Below are 15119 nucleotides of genomic sequence, written 5' to 3' on the forward strand. Positions count from 1 at the left end.
CCGGTGCGATATGCGTCATTTGTTGGAATGGCTTGGCCGCGCCAGCCCCGACGACTGTCGGAGCTGGCGCGGTTTAGGATACAACGCTGCGTCGCGCTTCGTATTCGAATGACAGATCCGAGTCGCTTGTTAAACTGCGGGGCGCCGCTTGCCTCCATCGGGTGTCGTCGGGATTCTCTCCGTTTCAACGGCGGTCCGACGGCGGGCGACGCAGCGATCAAGCACAACAACAACGACCACCAAACGAGGTATCCCCGCGTGAATGACGATCATCCCAGATCACTGACGCCCCAAGAGGCCTTCGACATGCTTCAAGAGCATCCCCAGGCGGTTCTTGTCGATATTCGCTCCTCGATGGAGTTTCTCTTCGTGGGTCATCCCAAGGGTGCCGTGCATGTCCCCTGGATCGACGAGCCGGATTGGGTGGTCAACCCCCATTTCGTGACCGAGATCCGCAAGCTCTTGCTCGGCGGCGCCGTCTGCGAGCCGGGCGCGGCATGCGCGCCTGTCATCCTGATCTGTCGCAGCGGAAAGCGCTCGCTCGAAGCCGGTAAGGCGTTGGTCAAGGACGGGCTCAAGACCGTCTATCACGTCGACGAGGGCTTCGAGGGCGATCTCGACGAACAGCACCACAGAAGCACCCAAGGCGGTTGGCGCTTCCGCGGCTTGCCGTGGGAGCAGTGCTGAGTCCGATAGGCGCTGCGTGACGCCCGGCCCGGTCCGTCTCGGGCCGGGGTTGCTCAGACGGGCACTCGACGCAAGGGCTCAGGCCCGGTCCGTCAAGGCCGCTCGACGGTCCTCCGCCTCACGTCGACAGGTCCCGACGAGCTCGAGCCGGCGCAGGATCTCGCGTGCCGCGGTCAGGTTCTGCGGCGACGGATCGGCAAGCAAACGCTGCAGATCCTTCTCCAAGGACGCCCCCTGCTCCGCAAGATGGGTCAGCATTCCGGCCACGGCTGAAGCCGGATCTGGCCGGCTGGTCGCCTCGTCGAGGCTTTCCCGCAGCTCGATCTCGGCCATCAGGAAGCCCTCGAAGGCGCCATACTCGCCGTCCCTCGTGCCGTAGCCTTCGCTTCGGCACTCCAGAAGATCGAGAAGGTAGGCAGCGCGGGCCAAGGGGTCGAGCAAGGTTTGGTATGCCAGCTCGATCTCGATCGGCGACGGCTCGGGCGTGGAGTCATCCGCCGATTCCGGAGCGCCGAACGAGGTCGCCAAGTCCCCGTCGAGCAGTGCTCGGTAGCGCTCGCAAAGGCGGGATTGGTCGACGATAAATCCGATCGGTAGATCGAAGAGATCGAAATAGTTTTTGGAGCCGTCCACAACGGCGGAGATCGTTGCCACCTGCGGCGCGCCTCGACCCGGAATCCGACAACCGAACCCGAATGCTAGTGCTTGCAGGTCACCCAAGGCAAGCCGCCGGCGTCATCGGCGGCAGCTCGGATGCGCGGCGTTGGGTCAGGCGTTGGCAACGATGCGCTGCACGCCGAGCTTGACGTCGACGGCGGTGCAGGTCGTGCCGGGACGATTGCCCGCTTCGTCGCGGCGGTCCACAAGCTGCTGAAGGCTGATGCGATTGAGATAATCGTAGATACGCTCGCTCAGATCGTGCCAGAGGTCGTGGGTCAGGCAGGGGCCATTGTTCTGGCAGTTGTGCGCGCCGCCGCAGCGGGTCGTGTCGACGTTCTCGTCCACCGCCGCGATGACCTCGGCGATATGGATGTCGGCGGCTTGGCGCGCCAGATTGTATCCGCCGCCGGGCCCGCGGACGCTGGTCACGAGCGCGCGCCGACGCAGCTTCGCGAAGAGTTGCTCGAGATAGGACAGCGAAATGCCTTGGCGTTGGGCGATGTCGGCCAACGCGATGGGGCCCTGGCCCTGATGGATGGCCAGGTCGAGCATTGCCGTGACCGCGTAGCGGCCCTTCGTGGTCAGTCTCACGTGCGCTTCGCTCCGTTAGTCGATATCCTGCAGCATGATACGGTACCCGACCACGGCGATCAATTAATCCATACCAAAATTGCGATTAAACCTGGGGCCGGTCGGTTGCGGGCGGGATCTCGACCTCGTCGAGCGTGGGATCGTGCTCGAAATGCTGCATGATGCCGCGGCTTTCGAGCGCTCGGGACATCTGCTCGACGCGTTGATCCATGTGGTGAATATGGTCGAGCATACGGTTGATGGCGTTGGCGATCGGATCCGGCGCATCGCGTGTGGCGCCGTAGGCATCGAAGCCGATCCGCTTGGCGGTGTCGGCCCGCCGGCGCGTGGTCGCGTCCTTCGGCGGCTCGATGATGCGGCCGGGGACGCCGACCACCGTCGCGCCCGCCGGAACCGATTTCACGACCACCGCATTGGAGCCGATGCGTACCCCGTCGCCGATCAAGAGCGGACCCAGGACCTTGGCCCCGGCGCCGACGACCACGTCGCGTCCCAAGGTCGGATGGCGCTTGCCCTTCTGCCAGGTGGTGCCGCCCAAGGTCACCCCGTGATAGAGGGTGCAGTCGTCGCCGATCACCGCCGTTTCACCGATCACTACGCCCATTCCGTGATCGATGAAGAAGCGTCGGCCGATCACGGCGCCCGGATGGATCTCGATCCCGGTAAAGAGTCGCGCCAGATTGGATAGGACGCGGGCGAGCCATTTGAGATTGCGTTTCCACAGCCGGTGCGTCAGCCGATGGACCAGCACGGCGTGCAGGCCCGGGTAGGTGGTGAAGACCTCGAACGCCGTGCGCGCTGCCGGGTCGCGCTCGAAGACGCAGCCGATGTCTTCCTTCAATCGTTCGAACATGATGCAAGCCTTTGAAACGTCGATTCAGTCGGCCGAAGTCGTCGGCCGTTTGCCGCCCTTGCGCCCTTGCGCGGCGCTCAGGATGCCGCGCAGGATATTGATCTCGACCCGATCCGGGCGAGCGCGATTGAAGAGGTGGCGCAGGCGCAGGAGCAGCTTCTTGGAGCTGTCGGGATCGCCGAATCCGATGTCGCGCAGGGTGTCGGCGAGGTGACCGTGCAGACCCTCGAGCTCCTGCGCAGTGGCGAGATCGCGCTGGATGTCGTGCGACGGCTCGGTGAGATCCTCGCGCCGACAGCGGCGAATCTCGTAGGCGAAGACCTGGGCCGCGGCCGCCAGGTTGAGCGAGCTGAAGTCCGGGTTCGTCGGGATGTGGACGAGAAACTGGCAGCGTGCCAGCTCCGCGTTGGACAGGCCGGAGCTTTCGCGTCCGAGCAGCAGCGCGACCTCGCCCACGGCTGCCTCGGCGAGGAGTCGCCGGGCTGCTTCGGGAGGCTCCAGGGTATCCCAGTCGAGCGTGCGCCGGCGCGCGCTCGTGCCGATCACGAGTCGACACTCGGCGATCGCTTCGGGCAGTTCCGCATGGATCCCTGCGTGCTGCAGCAGGTCGTCCGCTCCGCAGGCTCGGGCCAATGCCTCGGCATCCGGAAGCTGCTTGGGTGCGACCAGCTCCATGCGCGAGAGACCCATGGTCTTCATGGCCCTGGCGACGGCCCCGATGTTCCCGCTGAGAGTGGGTTCAACCAGGACGAAACGGATGCGCGCGAGCGCGTTGTCGGGGTTCTCTGTCATCATGATGCAAGTTCTTCAGAACATCAGTAGATTGTCAATCTTTGATCGGTAACGCGCATCGGTTATCTTGCACACTATGCAACATCCAAGCCTCAATATCGCCATTCGCGCCGCACGCAGTGCCGGCAAGCTGCTGCTGCGCTACATGGACCGCGTCGACTCGCTGAAGATCGAGTCCAAGAGCCGCAATGACTTCGTGAGCGACATCGATCGCGGTGCGGAGGCGATCATCATCCAGGAGCTGCGGGCACGCTTCCCGGATCATGCGATCCTCGCCGAGGAAAGCGGCGCGCAGGGTCGAGGCGATTTCCAGTGGATCATCGATCCGCTCGACGGCACGACCAATTATCTGCACGGTTTTCCGCAGTTCTCGGTCTCGATCGCGCTCAAACACAAGGGTCAGCTCGAGTGCGGCGTGGTCTACGATCCGCTGCGCGAGGAGATGTACAGTGCCGCCCGCGGTCAGGGGGCGCAACTGAACGACCGCAAGATCCGGGTCGCCAATCGTCCCTCGCTCGAAGGCGGCCTGATCGGAACCGGCTTCCCCTTCCGCGATCAGCGCCACATCGACGCCTATCTGCGCATGTTCAAGGACATGACCCTGGCGACCGCGGGCCTGCGCCGGCCGGGCTCGGCCGCGCTCGATCTCGCCTACGTGGCGGCCGGGCGGACCGACGGATTCTGGGAGATCGGTCTCTCCGAATGGGATTGCGCGGCGGGCGCGCTCCTCGTCACCGAGGCCGGCGGCACCGTCACGGACCTCGCCGGCGGAAAGACTTTTCTCGAGACCGGCAATCTGATCGCAGGGAACCTCAAGGTGCATCGCGCGATGCTGGATCTCCTGACGCCGCATCTCACCGAGCAGTTGAAGGCTTAAACCGCGACCGGCACGAAATGTGCTTAGCTTGCTTGAGCGCGGTCTTGAGTGCTCCTTCCGGCGTGTCCGGGGATTCCGGCGAGCGATGACCAATCCCGCTCGGAGGGTCTAGACTTCTCTGTGGGTCAATCACCGGAGGAGGTCATCATGTCCATCCCGTGCACGCTCGAGTCTTACCTCAAGGAACAATGTATCGACTTCACCTTGGTTCGTCATCCGCACACGGGTGCGAGCATGGAGACGGCGCAGGCGGCGCATGTCCCGGGCGATCATCTCGCGAAGGGGGTCGTCGTGAACCAGGACGGGCGCTATCTTCTGGTTGTCGTCCCGACTGACTATCATGTCCACCTCGGGCGACTGCACGAGCACCTCGGCGAACCGGTGGGCCTCGCGACCGAGGCGGAGCTGGCGGGGCTGTTTCCGGATTGCGAACCCGGAGCCGTGCCTCCGGTCGGCGCGGCCTACGAGTTGAGGACGCTCGTCGATCGTCATCTCATGAATCTGCCGGAGGTCTACTTCGAATCCGGCGACCACGAGCACCTGATCAAGATCTCCGGGGCTCGGTTCGCCGACCTCATGCGTGCAGCCGAAGTGGTCGACGTCGGGCGGCATCTTTGACGAATCCGGGGATGCCGCTCAAGTGCGAGCGGCGTTTTCGCGGGGTGACTTTTCGAAAACCATGCCGCGCCAATGACTCCGACCCTACAGATTCTGGCGTTGGTCGTGTGGGCGAACGGTGTCCCGGTCTTGTTGCGTCTGCTTCTCGGGAATCGCTTCGCGCATCCGCTCGACGGCGGGCGCCTCTTTCGCGACGGTCGTCCTTGGCTGGGCACCTCCAAGACCTGGCGCGGTCTCGGCGCCGCTCTGCTGACGACGCCGTTGCTCGCCGTTCTGCTCGGCGTACCCTGGCTCCTCGGCCTGATCGCCGCCCTCGGCGCCATGTCTGGGGATCTCCTCGCGAGCTTCATCAAACGACGTCTCGGGCGGGAGCCCAGTGAATCCGTCCTCTTGTTGGATCAGATTCCGGAGGCGCTCATTCCGACGATCATTCTGATGCCCGTCTTGGATCTCTCGGCATCCCGAGTCGCGATCGTCGTGATCGCCTTCACGCTGATCGATCTGGCCTTGACGCCCTTTGCGGTGCGGCTGCGTCGCATGCTCAAGCGGATCCGCGGATAGGAATGACAACCCTTTTAATCGCCGGGTTGGCGGTCGCGCTCGCCACCAAAGCATCGGCCCAACTTCGGAATGGCGACGGCGGTTAAACCGCGTCCAGAGCGAGATGCTGATTTCCGAGTGAGCTCGACGTTTGGCGCATCCACGCACCTTGGCGGGGACGCGGTTTAAAGGGGTGCGCGGCGCAGCTCATGCACCGTGACTTCGGGTAAACAATTGAGTCGCGCGTTCACCACCGAGGTGCCGGCGCCGACCGAGGTGTAGCCGCTCAGGGCGCCGTAGCGCCAGGGTCCCGAGGCCATGGCGCGCGGACACCGGGCGTCCCAGACGACGGGGATGCCGCCGGGCAAACAGATCTGACCGCCGTGGGTGTGGCCGCTGAGCATCAGGCTGAACCCTGCATGGGCGGCCAGCCGATAGATCTCAGGGGTGTGCGAGAGGAGGATGGAGACCGCCTCGTCCGGGATCTCGGCGGAGGCGCGGTCGATGTTGTGGACCTGATAGTAATGGGCATCGTCCACGCCGGCGAGGTGGATCAACTGCCCATCGCGTTCGATGACGACCGCCTCGTTCAGCAGCAATCGGATCCCGAGCGCCTCCAGGCCCGGCACCAGACGCAGGGTGTCGTGGTTGCCGAGTACGCCGTACACCGGCCCCTTGAGCTGGAGTCGGATCGTCGCCATTCCCGTCAGTACTCGCTCGATCGGCCCAAAGGTGCGTGCGCGATAGTCGCCGGTCAGCACGCAGAGGTCATAGTTCAGGCGGCGCACGCACTCGCTGATGGCGTGGGTGTTGCGGCTCTCCATGTCCACGTGCAGATCGGTCAGATGCAGGATCCGAAAGCCCTCGAAGGCCGAGGGCAGGTTTGCGATGGCGACTCGGTGGTGTTTCACCTGGATGCTGCAGGCGTTGCGCTGGGCGCGGGCATAGAGTCCGCTGATACGCAAACAGGCGCGAATCACGCCATGAACCGAGTACCAATTCTCAGGGTAGAAGAAGTGGGCGCCGGGCCGGCGCAGCACGAAGACCTCATGGTCGCCTTCAAGCCCCAAGCGTTGGCGCAGATGGGTGCGGCCGATGCGTGCGGTCAGGCTGGTGAGGTCGATCCCGTTGAGATCGTTCGTCGTGTCTTCGGTGTCCATGTGCACGGTATATCATAAGGCAGGGCTCGAAAACGTGACCCGCATCCTACGCGCGGTCGGTGCGTTACGCCGTCTCGTAGCGGATTGAGCGGGAGAGGCTTCAGGACGATGCGAATTCAATTTCCCGAGAACCTGACCTGGGGTGCCGCCACGGCAGCGTTTCAGATCGAAGGCGCCCCGGATATCGACGGCAAGGCGCCCTCGATCTGGGATCACTTCACGGCGCGCCCCGGGCGGGTGCAGGACGGCAGCCACGCGGGTATCGCCTGCGATCATTATCGCCGCTGCAACGACGACCTGGATCTGATGGAGACGCTCGGCCTGGGGGCCTATCGCTTCTCGATCTCCTGGCCGCGAGTGATGAGCGGGCCTGACTGCCGGGTGAATCGGCGCGGCTTGGATTTCTACGATCGGCTGGTCGACGGACTGCTCGAGCGCGGCATCCGGCCGTTCGCGACCCTGTATCATTGGGATCTTCCCTGGTTCGAGGAGCAGCGCGGCGGCTGGGAGGCGCGTGCGACGGCCTGGCGTTTCGCCGATTATGCCGAGGTTGTCGCGCGCCGTCTCGGGGATCGCGTCAAGCATTGGGTCACGGTCAACGAGCCGCTGACGGTGGTCGCCGCGGGTTATGTCTCCGGGGACCATGCGCCGGGCCGGCGTAACCCCTTGACGGCGTTTCGGGTCGCGCATCATCTGCTGCTGGCCCACGGTGCGGCGTTGCAGCGGCTGCGGAGCCTGGTGCCGGACGCTCAGGTCGGACCCGCGCTCAATCTTTTTCCGGTGATCCCGCGGCGGCGCGGCGATGTCCGGATCGCCGAGCGTATCGATGCGCTGGCGAATCGGCTCTTCGCCGATCCCATCCTGGCCGGCAGGTATCCGAACCCGGTTCGGCGTCTCCTGTCGGTCTTCAACTGGACCTTGCGCCCGGGCGACCTGGACCTGATCGGCCAGCCTGTAGACTTCGTGGGCGTGAATCATTACTCACGCATCATCATCGAGCGCAGCCGGTTGCCATGGCTCGGCTTTCGCTTGGCGCGCAGCCCGGATCCGAACGCGGTGCATACCGACATGGACTGGGAGATCTACCCGCGCAGTTTTCTCGATACACTCACTTGGCTGCGCGAGCGCTACGACAATCCGCCGGTCTATATCACCGAGAACGGTGCCGCTTTCGCCGACCGGGTGGAGGCCGACGGCAGCGTGCAGGACGAGGCGCGGCGCGACTATCTGGAGGCGTACCTCTTCATGCTGCGCAAGGCGCTGGATGCGGGGAGCGATATTCGCGGCTATTTCGTCTGGAGTCTGCTGGACAATTTCGAATGGGCCTTGGGTCTGTCCAAGCGCTTCGGGCTCGTTCACGTCGACTACGACACGCTGAAACGCACACCCAAGTCGAGTGCCTATTGGTACGCCTCGGTCTGCCGCACGGGCGGGTTCGATCTCCCCGAGTCTATGTACCGATCTTTGCTTGCCACGGCGCTCGACGACTCACTCGATCTGATCGAAGAGCACGACCTTGCGAGGGCAACCCCATGAAAGCAAGCATCATTATTCCCGCGTTGAACGAGTCCGGTCTGCTGCCCAAGCTGCTCGATCGACTCGACCGACAGACCTTTCGGGACTTCGAGGTCATCGTCGCCGACGCCGGCTCGACCGACGGTACGCGCGAGATCTGTCGCTCGCGCGGCGTGACCCTCGTCGACGGGGGTATGCCTGCGGTCGGACGCAATCGCGGTGCGGCCATCGCACGCGGCGAGCGTCTGTTCTTTTTCGACGCCGACGTTCTGCCGCCGGATGACTTTCTCGAGAAGGCACTCGCGGAGATGGACGCCGAACGCATGCGGCTTGCCACCTGTTGGTTCGAGCCGGACTCGGACAATGCGCTCGACGAGCTGCTCTTCGAGCTGGCCAACTATTTCGTCAAACTCAGCCTGAAGACGGACCCGCATGCCGGCGGGTTCGCCATCTTCGTCGATCGCGAGCTGTTCGATCGGGTGGGAGGATTCGACGAGTCGCTGCGTCTCGCCGAGGATCACGACTTCGTCAAACGCGCCGCTCGCCATGCGTCTCTGCACATGCTCGAGTCCACCCGGATCCGGATGAGCGTGCGCCGCTTGGAGAAGGACGGTCGCTTCAGCTACAGCGCCAAGTGCGTGCAGGTCGAGCTATACCGTCTCTTCAAGGGAGAGGTGACCGAAGACATATTCGAGTACGGCTTTGGCTACGACGAAAAGGACAAATCCGGTGGAGCCGACGAGACCCTGAAACGTCTACGCGAGCGGATGGAGGAGTGGCGAGATGAGAACGCTGCGACGATCCGCCGGATCTCCAAGGAGGTCACCCCGGAGGTTCAGGATGCCATGTCCGAGATCAGACGCAATTTCGACACCCTGAAAGAATCCGTCCGAGCCTATCTCTCGCGCTGAGGCGAGTTCAGCTCTTGTCTCGAACCGACGTGTCGTCGGCGGCCGGCGCCGCCGACTCGACTTCGTGCTCGGCCTTCGGCTTCTCGGCGCCCGGGGTTGGCTGCTTCAACGCCTTCATCTGCGAGTAGGCGAACCAGAAAAGGCCGCCTGCGATCAACAAGACCTCGATTCCCTTGACGGCTCCGGCTGACATCAGTGTTGCTCCTATCGTTGATCCTGGATCCGGCAGTTGACCGCTTCGTGGCCGTTCAACTGTCGGGTTTAGGCTAAAAGACTGTCGTGGTAAGTCGGCTGTACAAACACTGGGCAGGACCTGCTTTGCCCCTAGTCCTAATGTTTGCGGATACCGAGCAAAATCAAGCGCAGAGTATGGCATGAAGGCTCCGGTACGCGTCGAGCAGGGTGCTGATGTGTGCTCGTCACGCCTGCCAAAGGCCAAATGACCATGTTCTGAAAATAGTATTTCTTGTCTCTGTTCAGGTCGCCCTAATACTTGACCGCGTCGGTAGGAAAATGTGGCGATGAGGCGTCCTCGACGCTATCGGCTACCGTCGCAATCCTTCACTTCGTTCAAACAACGCAGAGGTATACGACCATGAGCACCGAAAAGGCACCCGAGACCAATCCCTGGACCATCGCCGTTGTTCTGGCCGTGGCCCTAGGTCCTTTGACTGCACTGGCGCTCGGCAGCAAGTATGCGGACGAGGAGACCCGCGAGCGGGCGCGCGCCGGATTAGTCAATGCCACGCCGTCCGATTCCCTCAACGCGTACGACAGCACTCGCGCACCCGGCTACGCTTCGGAGAAGACGCTCGGCGACATCACGAGCGGTTCGGCGATCTTTAGTCAGCTACAGGCGGCCATCAAGGCGGCGGGATCGGAGGCGATGCTCGAGGGCGACGGGCCCTACACGGTCTTCGCACCCAGCAACGAGGCCTTCGCACGGGTTCCGAAGGAGCAGCTCGAGGCTCTGTTGGCGGACCCCGTGGCACTCCAGTCGCTGATCTCGGCACACATCGCCCCCGGTCGCCTGAGCGCCACCCAGATGATGCAGGGTCTGACCGCCACGAATCTGGCCGGAGAGACGGTACCGGTGGGTGTGCAGGGTAATCTGAAGGTGGGTGATGCGACCGTGTCGCAGTCGATCGTCGCCAGGAACGGCATCGTCCATGTGATCGATCGCGTTATCCTCTAAGGCGGTTTCCGGAAAACTCCATACCCGCAGGTTGTGCCGACGATGGGAGGTACAGCGTGCACCCACGGTCGGTTGGGCCTTGCACGGCTTGGCTCAACCGGCCATGGAAGCGGGAAGCGGTCGCAGCTCGGCAAAACCGTTCCTGGACTCAGCTGATCGGATCGGTTGCATCACCAGCAACGATGAGCTCAAAGGGCGAACCGACGCGGTATGGACCGTGCGGTGCGCCCTCTTTCACCGATGGTCCCGCGGCTCCACAGCCCCTTGCTGTCCTTTTCCGCTCACTCGACCGTCTCGGTCCTCGACTCGATGATTTCTCCCCGGAGCACTGCCTCGATGCTATCGGCTGGTCCGGGTCGACAGAAGAGGTAGCCTTGCGCCTCCCGACAGCCGTGAGCGATCAGGAAGGTTCTCTGATCCTCTGTCTCGACCCCTTCAGCGATGACCTGCAGACCGAGGTTTGTACCCAAGCCGATAATGGCCTTGACGATTGTTTCGGCCTGGGACTCCCCGAGCCCTCCGCTTCCGATCTCGGCAAGAAACGAGCGGTCGATCTTGATGGTCTGGACCGGCAGTCGGTTCAGGTAGCTCAAGGAGGCGTAGCCGGTCCCGAAATCATCGATCGCAAGGGAGAATCCCAGGTCGTGCAGCTCCGACAAGACCTTTACAGCCAGATCGATCGAGCGCATGGCCGCGCTCTCCGTGACCTCGATCTCCAAGAGCCCGGGATCGATACCGACCTCGGCCGCGGTTTTCGCGATCCGCCCGGCAAGCCCATCCTGATACAGCTCGGTGGCGCTGAGGTTCAATGCCACCGGTACCGGAGGGACTCCGGCCCTGCGCCAGGCGGCGATCTGCTCGCAGACGAGTCGCACGACAATGGGGCCGATGAACAGGATCAATCCGCTCGCCTCGGCGACAGGGATGAAGCGCCCTGGCGGGATCAATCCGAGCTCCGGATGATTCCACCGCACCAATGCCTCCAAACCCCGAATGCGGCCGCTGACGATGTCCACGCGCGGCTGGTAATGAAGAAGCAGCTCGTGACGCTCGATCGCGCGGCGCAGAGCCTGCTCGATGCGAAACTGCTCCTGCAGATTTTCGTTCAAGGCCGAGGTAAAGAACCGATGGAGTCCGCGGCCTTCCATTTTTGCGCCGTGCAGCGCGGTATCGGCATGACTGATCAGCTCTTCGGACGTGGTCGCATCCTCCGGATAGAGCGCGATGCCGATGCTGCAGCTCACCACGACGCCCTGCTCGCCCAGGTCGATCGGTTGCCTCAGCGCGTCGCAGATCCGATCGGCAAGCAGGGAGGCGTCCTCGATCCGCCGCAGCCCGGTGGCCAAGACGATGAAGTTGTCGCCGCTGAATCGGGCCAGGGTGTCCTCCTCCCGTAAGAGTGGCTGCCAGCGTTCGGCCACTGCACGCAACAGCTCATCGCCCGCAGGGTGACCGAGCGAGTCGTTCACCGACCTCAGATCGTCGAGGTCGATCGAGAGGAGCGCGAGAACCCTGTCGGAATGCCGTGCTGCGATCAGGGCCTGCTCGATGCGCTCGCGCATCAATGTCCGATTGGGCAGGCCGGTGAGCGGATCGTATCGGGCCAGGTAACTGACCTGCTGCGAGAGTGCCTTGCGGTCGCTGATATCCTCGGCAAGCTTGACGTAATGGGTAATTAGGCCCTGCTCGTTGCGCAACGGCGTGATGTGGGCGTACTCCCAATAGGGCTCGCCCGACTTCTTGCGATTCTGGAATTCCCCGGTCCAGACCTCGCCGTGTTGCAGCGCGCTCCAGATCACCGAATCTTCCTCGGCGGTGCGGGTCGCGGATCGCAGGATATCGACCGGTTGACCCAGGACCTCCCGCGGCCGATACCCGGTGCTCTCGCAGAAACGTGCGTTGACGAACTCGATCGTCCCCGCGATGTCGGTGATCACCACGATGCTCGGACTCTGCTCGACCACGAGGGCAAGCCGCTCGATCTCGGCCTCGCGCGACTTGTGCTCGGTGACATCCACGAGGCCGCCATAGAGTCGACGCAGTTTCGGATCGGCGTCGTCGGCGACGCATTCGGTCGTCGCGCGAAGCCAGCGGATGGCTCCGTCCCGGCGGCGCAGACGCAGCTCGCAATCGGCCCTGGTTCCAGGGGCGAGTCCGGCGACCTTGTCGTCGAAGATTCCGGTATCTTCGTCGATAAGCAAACAGCGCCAGCATCCCATGTCCCGCACCTCGCCCAAGCTGAAGCCGGTCAGTGTCTCGACCGAGTCGGTCATCCAGTCGATCCGGAAAGCCTCGCCGGGGAGCTCCACGCAAGAGTAGGCGACGTCGCTCATCATGGCCGTGACGCGCCGATAGAGGTTCTCGCTGGCCGCCAGACCGACCTCCGACGCGGTCCTGAGCAAGGCGCCGGCGACCACATCGCCGATCACCTGCAACATCCGAATCTCATCGGCGTTCCAGCTGTGCGGCTGCCTGACCGTCTCGATCCCGAGCGCACCCCAGACCCGGCCATGGCTGGACATGGGCACGCTCAGGGCCGAGCGCACGGACTCACGCTCGAGCTCCGCGCGTTCGGCCGCAGCCTCGACCGGGAGCGCCGAGACGTCCGGGATCGAGATCGGTGTGCGGGTGCGCAGCCGCTCGGCCCACCAGGGAAACCGCTCGAGCGGGATACCCTGGAACTCCTGGATGAAGGGCACGATACCCGCGGCGCACCACTCATGGCTCATGTCCATGCTCGCGTTGTCGATCGCGAGCCGGAACAGGTAGCAGCGATCGACTTCGAGCACGGTGCCGATCCGCTCGAGTGCCCAGCCGACGATCGGCTCGAGCGTATCGGCGGTGGCGTCGATAAAGCGAGATGAGACCTGAGCGACCAGCGCCTGCAGATCCAACTGGCGTTTCAGGCCTTGTTCAGCCTGCTCGCGCTCCGTGACGTCGGTGACCAGCCCGTGAAAATAGGCGAGCCGATCATCCGGGCCGAAGACGCCTTGAGTTTCCTCGTCGACCCAGCGCTCGGATCCGTCGGCCCAGAGAACCCGGTAGGTCTGTCGGAAGGTGTCGCGTCGCGTCTCGCCGAAGGCATTGAAGGCATCCACCAAGCGGTCGCGGTCGTGGGGATGGACGAGATCGAGATAGGTCAGCTCGCGCGAGATCATCCGCTCGAGCGCGTAGCCCCAACGGTGAAGGTTCGGCGAGGCGTAGATGACCGGCCAGCCCGGCTCCGGTGCCCAATGAAACGCGATTGTAGAGCTTGCATCGATGACCTCGGAGGCCATACCGAGTGCCGTTTCGAGCGCCATCTTGTCGGTCACGTCCAGATTCGAGCCGCGGTGTCCGAGCGGGCGTCCGCCGTCGCCGCTGACCGGGACGCACAGATGCTCGATCCATCGCAACTCGCCCGTGCGGGTGTAGATACGAAACCTCAGCGGCTTGAATCGATGGGTGGTGTGAACGCCGTGCAGGTGCGTGGAATATCCTTCGCGGTCGTCGGGATGGATGATCTGCAACAAAAGATCTGCGTCCTTCAGAAAGGCCGCCGCCGGGTAGCCGGTGATGCGCGCGCAGGCCGGGGAGACATAGCGGAAGCGTCCGTCCTCCCCCATCCAGTAGGCCCAGTCGGGTGCGAAGTCGGCGACGACGTGATAGCGCTCTTCCTGGATGCGCAAGCGGCGGTTGGCGGCGACCAGGTCCTCGCGCTGCGCGACCTGCTCGGTCTGATCGACCAGATTGCAGACGATCTCGGCTTCGTTGCCGTCCATCTCAGGGAGCCGAATCAGACGCAGATCGGCGATCAGGATGCTGTCGCCTTGGCCCCGCAGGCGAATCTCCCCGCAATCCGCGCGGCCGGTCTTGATGGCATCGAGCAATGCATTTTCGAGCAGTCTCGTCTGTCCCTCGACAGCGAGATGGATGAAGAGCCGACGATCGAAGGGCAGCAGCCGCTGCGCCGCCGCGTTGCCTTCCTTCACCCGGCCTTGGGCGTTGATCAGCAATACCGGGACGGGCAGCTCGCGATAGAGGCGGGTGAAGCGTGCGAGTGCGCGCTCGGTGATCTCCCGGCTGTCGTTCAGGGCCTGTTGCTGAATGTACAGCTCGGCATGGTAGATATGCAGCTCCTCGAGGAGCTTCTCGAAATCGAGATGACCCTGCTCGAAGGCATCGATGGTCTCGTCGAAGGTATGGTCGCGCAGGATACGGCGCGCGCGCTCGCGAAGATCCGTCATCTCGGCGGCGCCAAATTTATGTGTCGTCATCTCGTCGTCACGCCTCGCCGAGCGCCCCCGTGGCCCTCGGAACAGGATGTTGCAGCTCCTCGCCCGCCCGCGGACGGTCGAATGCCGCTCTCGGCCCACTGGCCTCGCTCAACCCGGCCACTTCGCCGATCGGAGCGCTGTTGTGATCAAGGCCGGCCATCCGGCCGTAGCCTGCGTGGTCCGTGCAATGATAGGCCCATCGTGACCGATTCATGAACTACCCGGGACTTTCTACGCCGGCCGAGTCAAGCCAAGAGCCGAACGATCGCCTCCGGCGGGACCGGCGGGCTGAAGAGATAGCCTTGCGCACGGCGGCAGCCGACCCCGAGTAGAAACCGGCTCTGTGCCTGCGTCTCGACCCCCTCGGCCAGGACCTCGAACCCCAGGCTGTTGCCGAGCATAGTGATCGCGGTGACGATGGCGGCGCTGGCGGGGTCCTCCGGCAGCCCGCTGATGAAGCTCCG

General features: G+C 63.8%; 16 protein-coding genes. 7 read left to right on the forward strand and 9 right to left on the reverse strand.

The features are described from left to right. Nucleotides 1–258: 258 nt before the first annotated feature. Nucleotides 259–687: a rhodanese-like domain-containing protein gene (locus tag GPT33_RS02180; protein WP_296805482.1), complete on the forward strand. Its 429-nt coding sequence runs from the start codon at nucleotides 259–261 to the stop codon at nucleotides 685–687. A gap of 78 nt (nucleotides 688–765) precedes the next feature. Here the strand turns inward: GPT33_RS02180 and GPT33_RS02185 are convergent, their stop codons facing one another. The 4 genes from GPT33_RS02185 to GPT33_RS02200 form a co-directional block, all read right to left on the reverse strand. Continuing rightward, nucleotides 766–1341, reverse strand: a complete 576-nt coding sequence (locus tag GPT33_RS02185; protein ID WP_296805483.1) for an iron-sulfur cluster co-chaperone HscB C-terminal domain-containing protein — start codon at nucleotides 1339–1341, stop codon at nucleotides 766–768. 114 nt (nucleotides 1342–1455) lie between these two features. Next, a complete protein-coding gene (iscR, locus tag GPT33_RS02190) occupies nucleotides 1456–1938 on the reverse strand; it encodes a Fe-S cluster assembly transcriptional regulator IscR (protein ID WP_296805484.1) in 483 nt (160 codons plus the stop codon). An 85-nt stretch (nucleotides 1939–2023) separates the two neighbouring features. Continuing rightward, nucleotides 2024–2791 (reverse strand): serine O-acetyltransferase, encoded by a 768-nt coding sequence (gene cysE, locus GPT33_RS02195; protein ID WP_296805486.1) that lies wholly within the window; start codon nucleotides 2789–2791, stop codon nucleotides 2024–2026. Nucleotides 2792–2815: 24 nt separating this feature from the next. Beyond that, nucleotides 2816–3583: an RNA methyltransferase gene (locus tag GPT33_RS02200; RefSeq protein ID WP_296805512.1), complete on the reverse strand. Its 768-nt coding sequence runs from the start codon at nucleotides 3581–3583 to the stop codon at nucleotides 2816–2818. Nucleotides 3584–3659: 76 nt separating this feature from the next. On the opposite strand from GPT33_RS02200, the gene GPT33_RS02205 reads away from it, so the two are divergent. From GPT33_RS02205 to GPT33_RS02215, 3 genes are all read left to right on the forward strand, one after another. Beyond that, nucleotides 3660–4460 carry an inositol monophosphatase family protein gene (locus tag GPT33_RS02205; protein ID WP_296805488.1) on the forward strand — a complete coding sequence of 267 codons (801 nt, stop codon included), beginning with the start codon at nucleotides 3660–3662 and terminating at the stop codon, nucleotides 4458–4460. 147 nt (nucleotides 4461–4607) lie between these two features. Then, complete coding sequence (locus GPT33_RS02210; RefSeq protein WP_296805491.1) at nucleotides 4608–5078, forward strand: YbaK/EbsC family protein; 471 nt, start codon at nucleotides 4608–4610, stop codon at nucleotides 5076–5078. Nucleotides 5079–5150: 72 nt separating this feature from the next. Continuing rightward, the gene (locus GPT33_RS02215) at nucleotides 5151–5639 is read left to right on the forward strand and encodes a CDP-archaeol synthase (protein ID WP_296805493.1); all 489 of its coding nucleotides are present in this window, start codon (nucleotides 5151–5153) and stop codon (nucleotides 5637–5639) included. Between the two features lie 164 nt (nucleotides 5640–5803). Here the strand turns inward: GPT33_RS02215 and GPT33_RS02220 are convergent, their stop codons facing one another. Beyond that, complete coding sequence (locus tag GPT33_RS02220) at nucleotides 5804–6778, reverse strand: metallophosphoesterase (RefSeq protein ID WP_296805495.1); 975 nt, start codon at nucleotides 6776–6778, stop codon at nucleotides 5804–5806. A gap of 108 nt (nucleotides 6779–6886) precedes the next feature. Between GPT33_RS02220 and GPT33_RS02225 the strand changes: the two genes are divergently transcribed. Then, a complete protein-coding gene (locus GPT33_RS02225) occupies nucleotides 6887–8314 on the forward strand; it encodes a GH1 family beta-glucosidase (protein WP_296805498.1) in 1428 nt (475 codons plus the stop codon). Beyond that, complete coding sequence (locus tag GPT33_RS02230) at nucleotides 8311–9204, forward strand: glycosyltransferase (RefSeq protein WP_296805500.1); 894 nt, start codon at nucleotides 8311–8313, stop codon at nucleotides 9202–9204. Before GPT33_RS02225 ends, GPT33_RS02230 begins: the two co-directional genes overlap by 4 nt. A 7-nt stretch (nucleotides 9205–9211) precedes the next feature. On the opposite strand, the gene GPT33_RS02235 is transcribed toward GPT33_RS02230, so the two are convergent. Continuing rightward, entirely contained in the window at nucleotides 9212–9397 is a 186-nt protein-coding gene (locus GPT33_RS02235) for a hypothetical protein (RefSeq protein WP_296805502.1), read from the reverse strand. Nucleotides 9398–9799: 402 nt separating this feature from the next. On the opposite strand from GPT33_RS02235, the gene GPT33_RS02240 reads away from it, so the two are divergent. Continuing rightward, entirely contained in the window at nucleotides 9800–10399 is a 600-nt protein-coding gene (locus GPT33_RS02240) for a fasciclin domain-containing protein (protein WP_296805504.1), read from the forward strand. 281 nt (nucleotides 10400–10680) lie between these two features. Here GPT33_RS02240 and GPT33_RS02245 read toward each other — a convergent pair whose 3' ends face one another. The 3 genes from GPT33_RS02245 to GPT33_RS02255 form a co-directional block, all read right to left on the reverse strand. After that, complete coding sequence (locus GPT33_RS02245) at nucleotides 10681–14655, reverse strand: EAL domain-containing protein (protein WP_296805506.1); 3975 nt, start codon at nucleotides 14653–14655, stop codon at nucleotides 10681–10683. A 7-nt stretch (nucleotides 14656–14662) separates the two neighbouring features. Further along, the gene (locus GPT33_RS02250) at nucleotides 14663–14869 is read right to left on the reverse strand and encodes a hypothetical protein (RefSeq protein ID WP_296805508.1); all 207 of its coding nucleotides are present in this window, start codon (nucleotides 14867–14869) and stop codon (nucleotides 14663–14665) included. 31 nt (nucleotides 14870–14900) lie between these two features. Further along, nucleotides 14901–15119: EAL domain-containing protein (locus tag GPT33_RS02255; protein WP_296805510.1), on the reverse strand; the 219-nt coding region annotated here is incomplete at its 5' end.

It is taken from the genome of Thiocapsa sp. (genome assembly GCF_011390875.1).
In the GTDB taxonomy this organism is placed as follows: domain Bacteria; phylum Pseudomonadota; class Gammaproteobacteria; order Chromatiales; family Chromatiaceae; genus Thiocapsa.

Bases quoted from the DNA above. Each gene is read 5' to 3' on its own strand.
- cysE (WP_296805486.1), bottom strand. From the start codon at position 2,791: ATGTTCGAACGATTGAAGGAAGACATCGGCTGCGTCTTCGAGCGCGAC.
- GPT33_RS02200 (WP_296805512.1), bottom strand. From the start codon at position 3,583: ATGACAGAGAACCCCGACAACGCGCTCGCGCGCATCCGTTTCGTCCTG.
- GPT33_RS02205 (WP_296805488.1), top strand. From the start codon at position 3,660: ATGCAACATCCAAGCCTCAATATCGCCATTCGCGCCGCACGCAGTGCC.
- GPT33_RS02210 (WP_296805491.1), top strand. From the start codon at position 4,608: ATGTCCATCCCGTGCACGCTCGAGTCTTACCTCAAGGAACAATGTATC.
- GPT33_RS02215 (WP_296805493.1), top strand. From the start codon at position 5,151: ATGACTCCGACCCTACAGATTCTGGCGTTGGTCGTGTGGGCGAACGGT.
- GPT33_RS02220 (WP_296805495.1), bottom strand. From the start codon at position 6,778: ATGGACACCGAAGACACGACGAACGATCTCAACGGGATCGACCTCACC.
- GPT33_RS02225 (WP_296805498.1), top strand. From the start codon at position 6,887: ATGCGAATTCAATTTCCCGAGAACCTGACCTGGGGTGCCGCCACGGCA.
- GPT33_RS02230 (WP_296805500.1), top strand. From the start codon at position 8,311: ATGAAAGCAAGCATCATTATTCCCGCGTTGAACGAGTCCGGTCTGCTG.
- GPT33_RS02235 (WP_296805502.1), bottom strand. From the start codon at position 9,397: ATGTCAGCCGGAGCCGTCAAGGGAATCGAGGTCTTGTTGATCGCAGGC.
- GPT33_RS02240 (WP_296805504.1), top strand. From the start codon at position 9,800: ATGAGCACCGAAAAGGCACCCGAGACCAATCCCTGGACCATCGCCGTT.
- GPT33_RS02245 (WP_296805506.1), bottom strand. From the start codon at position 14,655: ATGACGACACATAAATTTGGCGCCGCCGAGATGACGGATCTTCGCGAG.
- GPT33_RS02250 (WP_296805508.1), bottom strand. From the start codon at position 14,869: ATGAATCGGTCACGATGGGCCTATCATTGCACGGACCACGCAGGCTAC.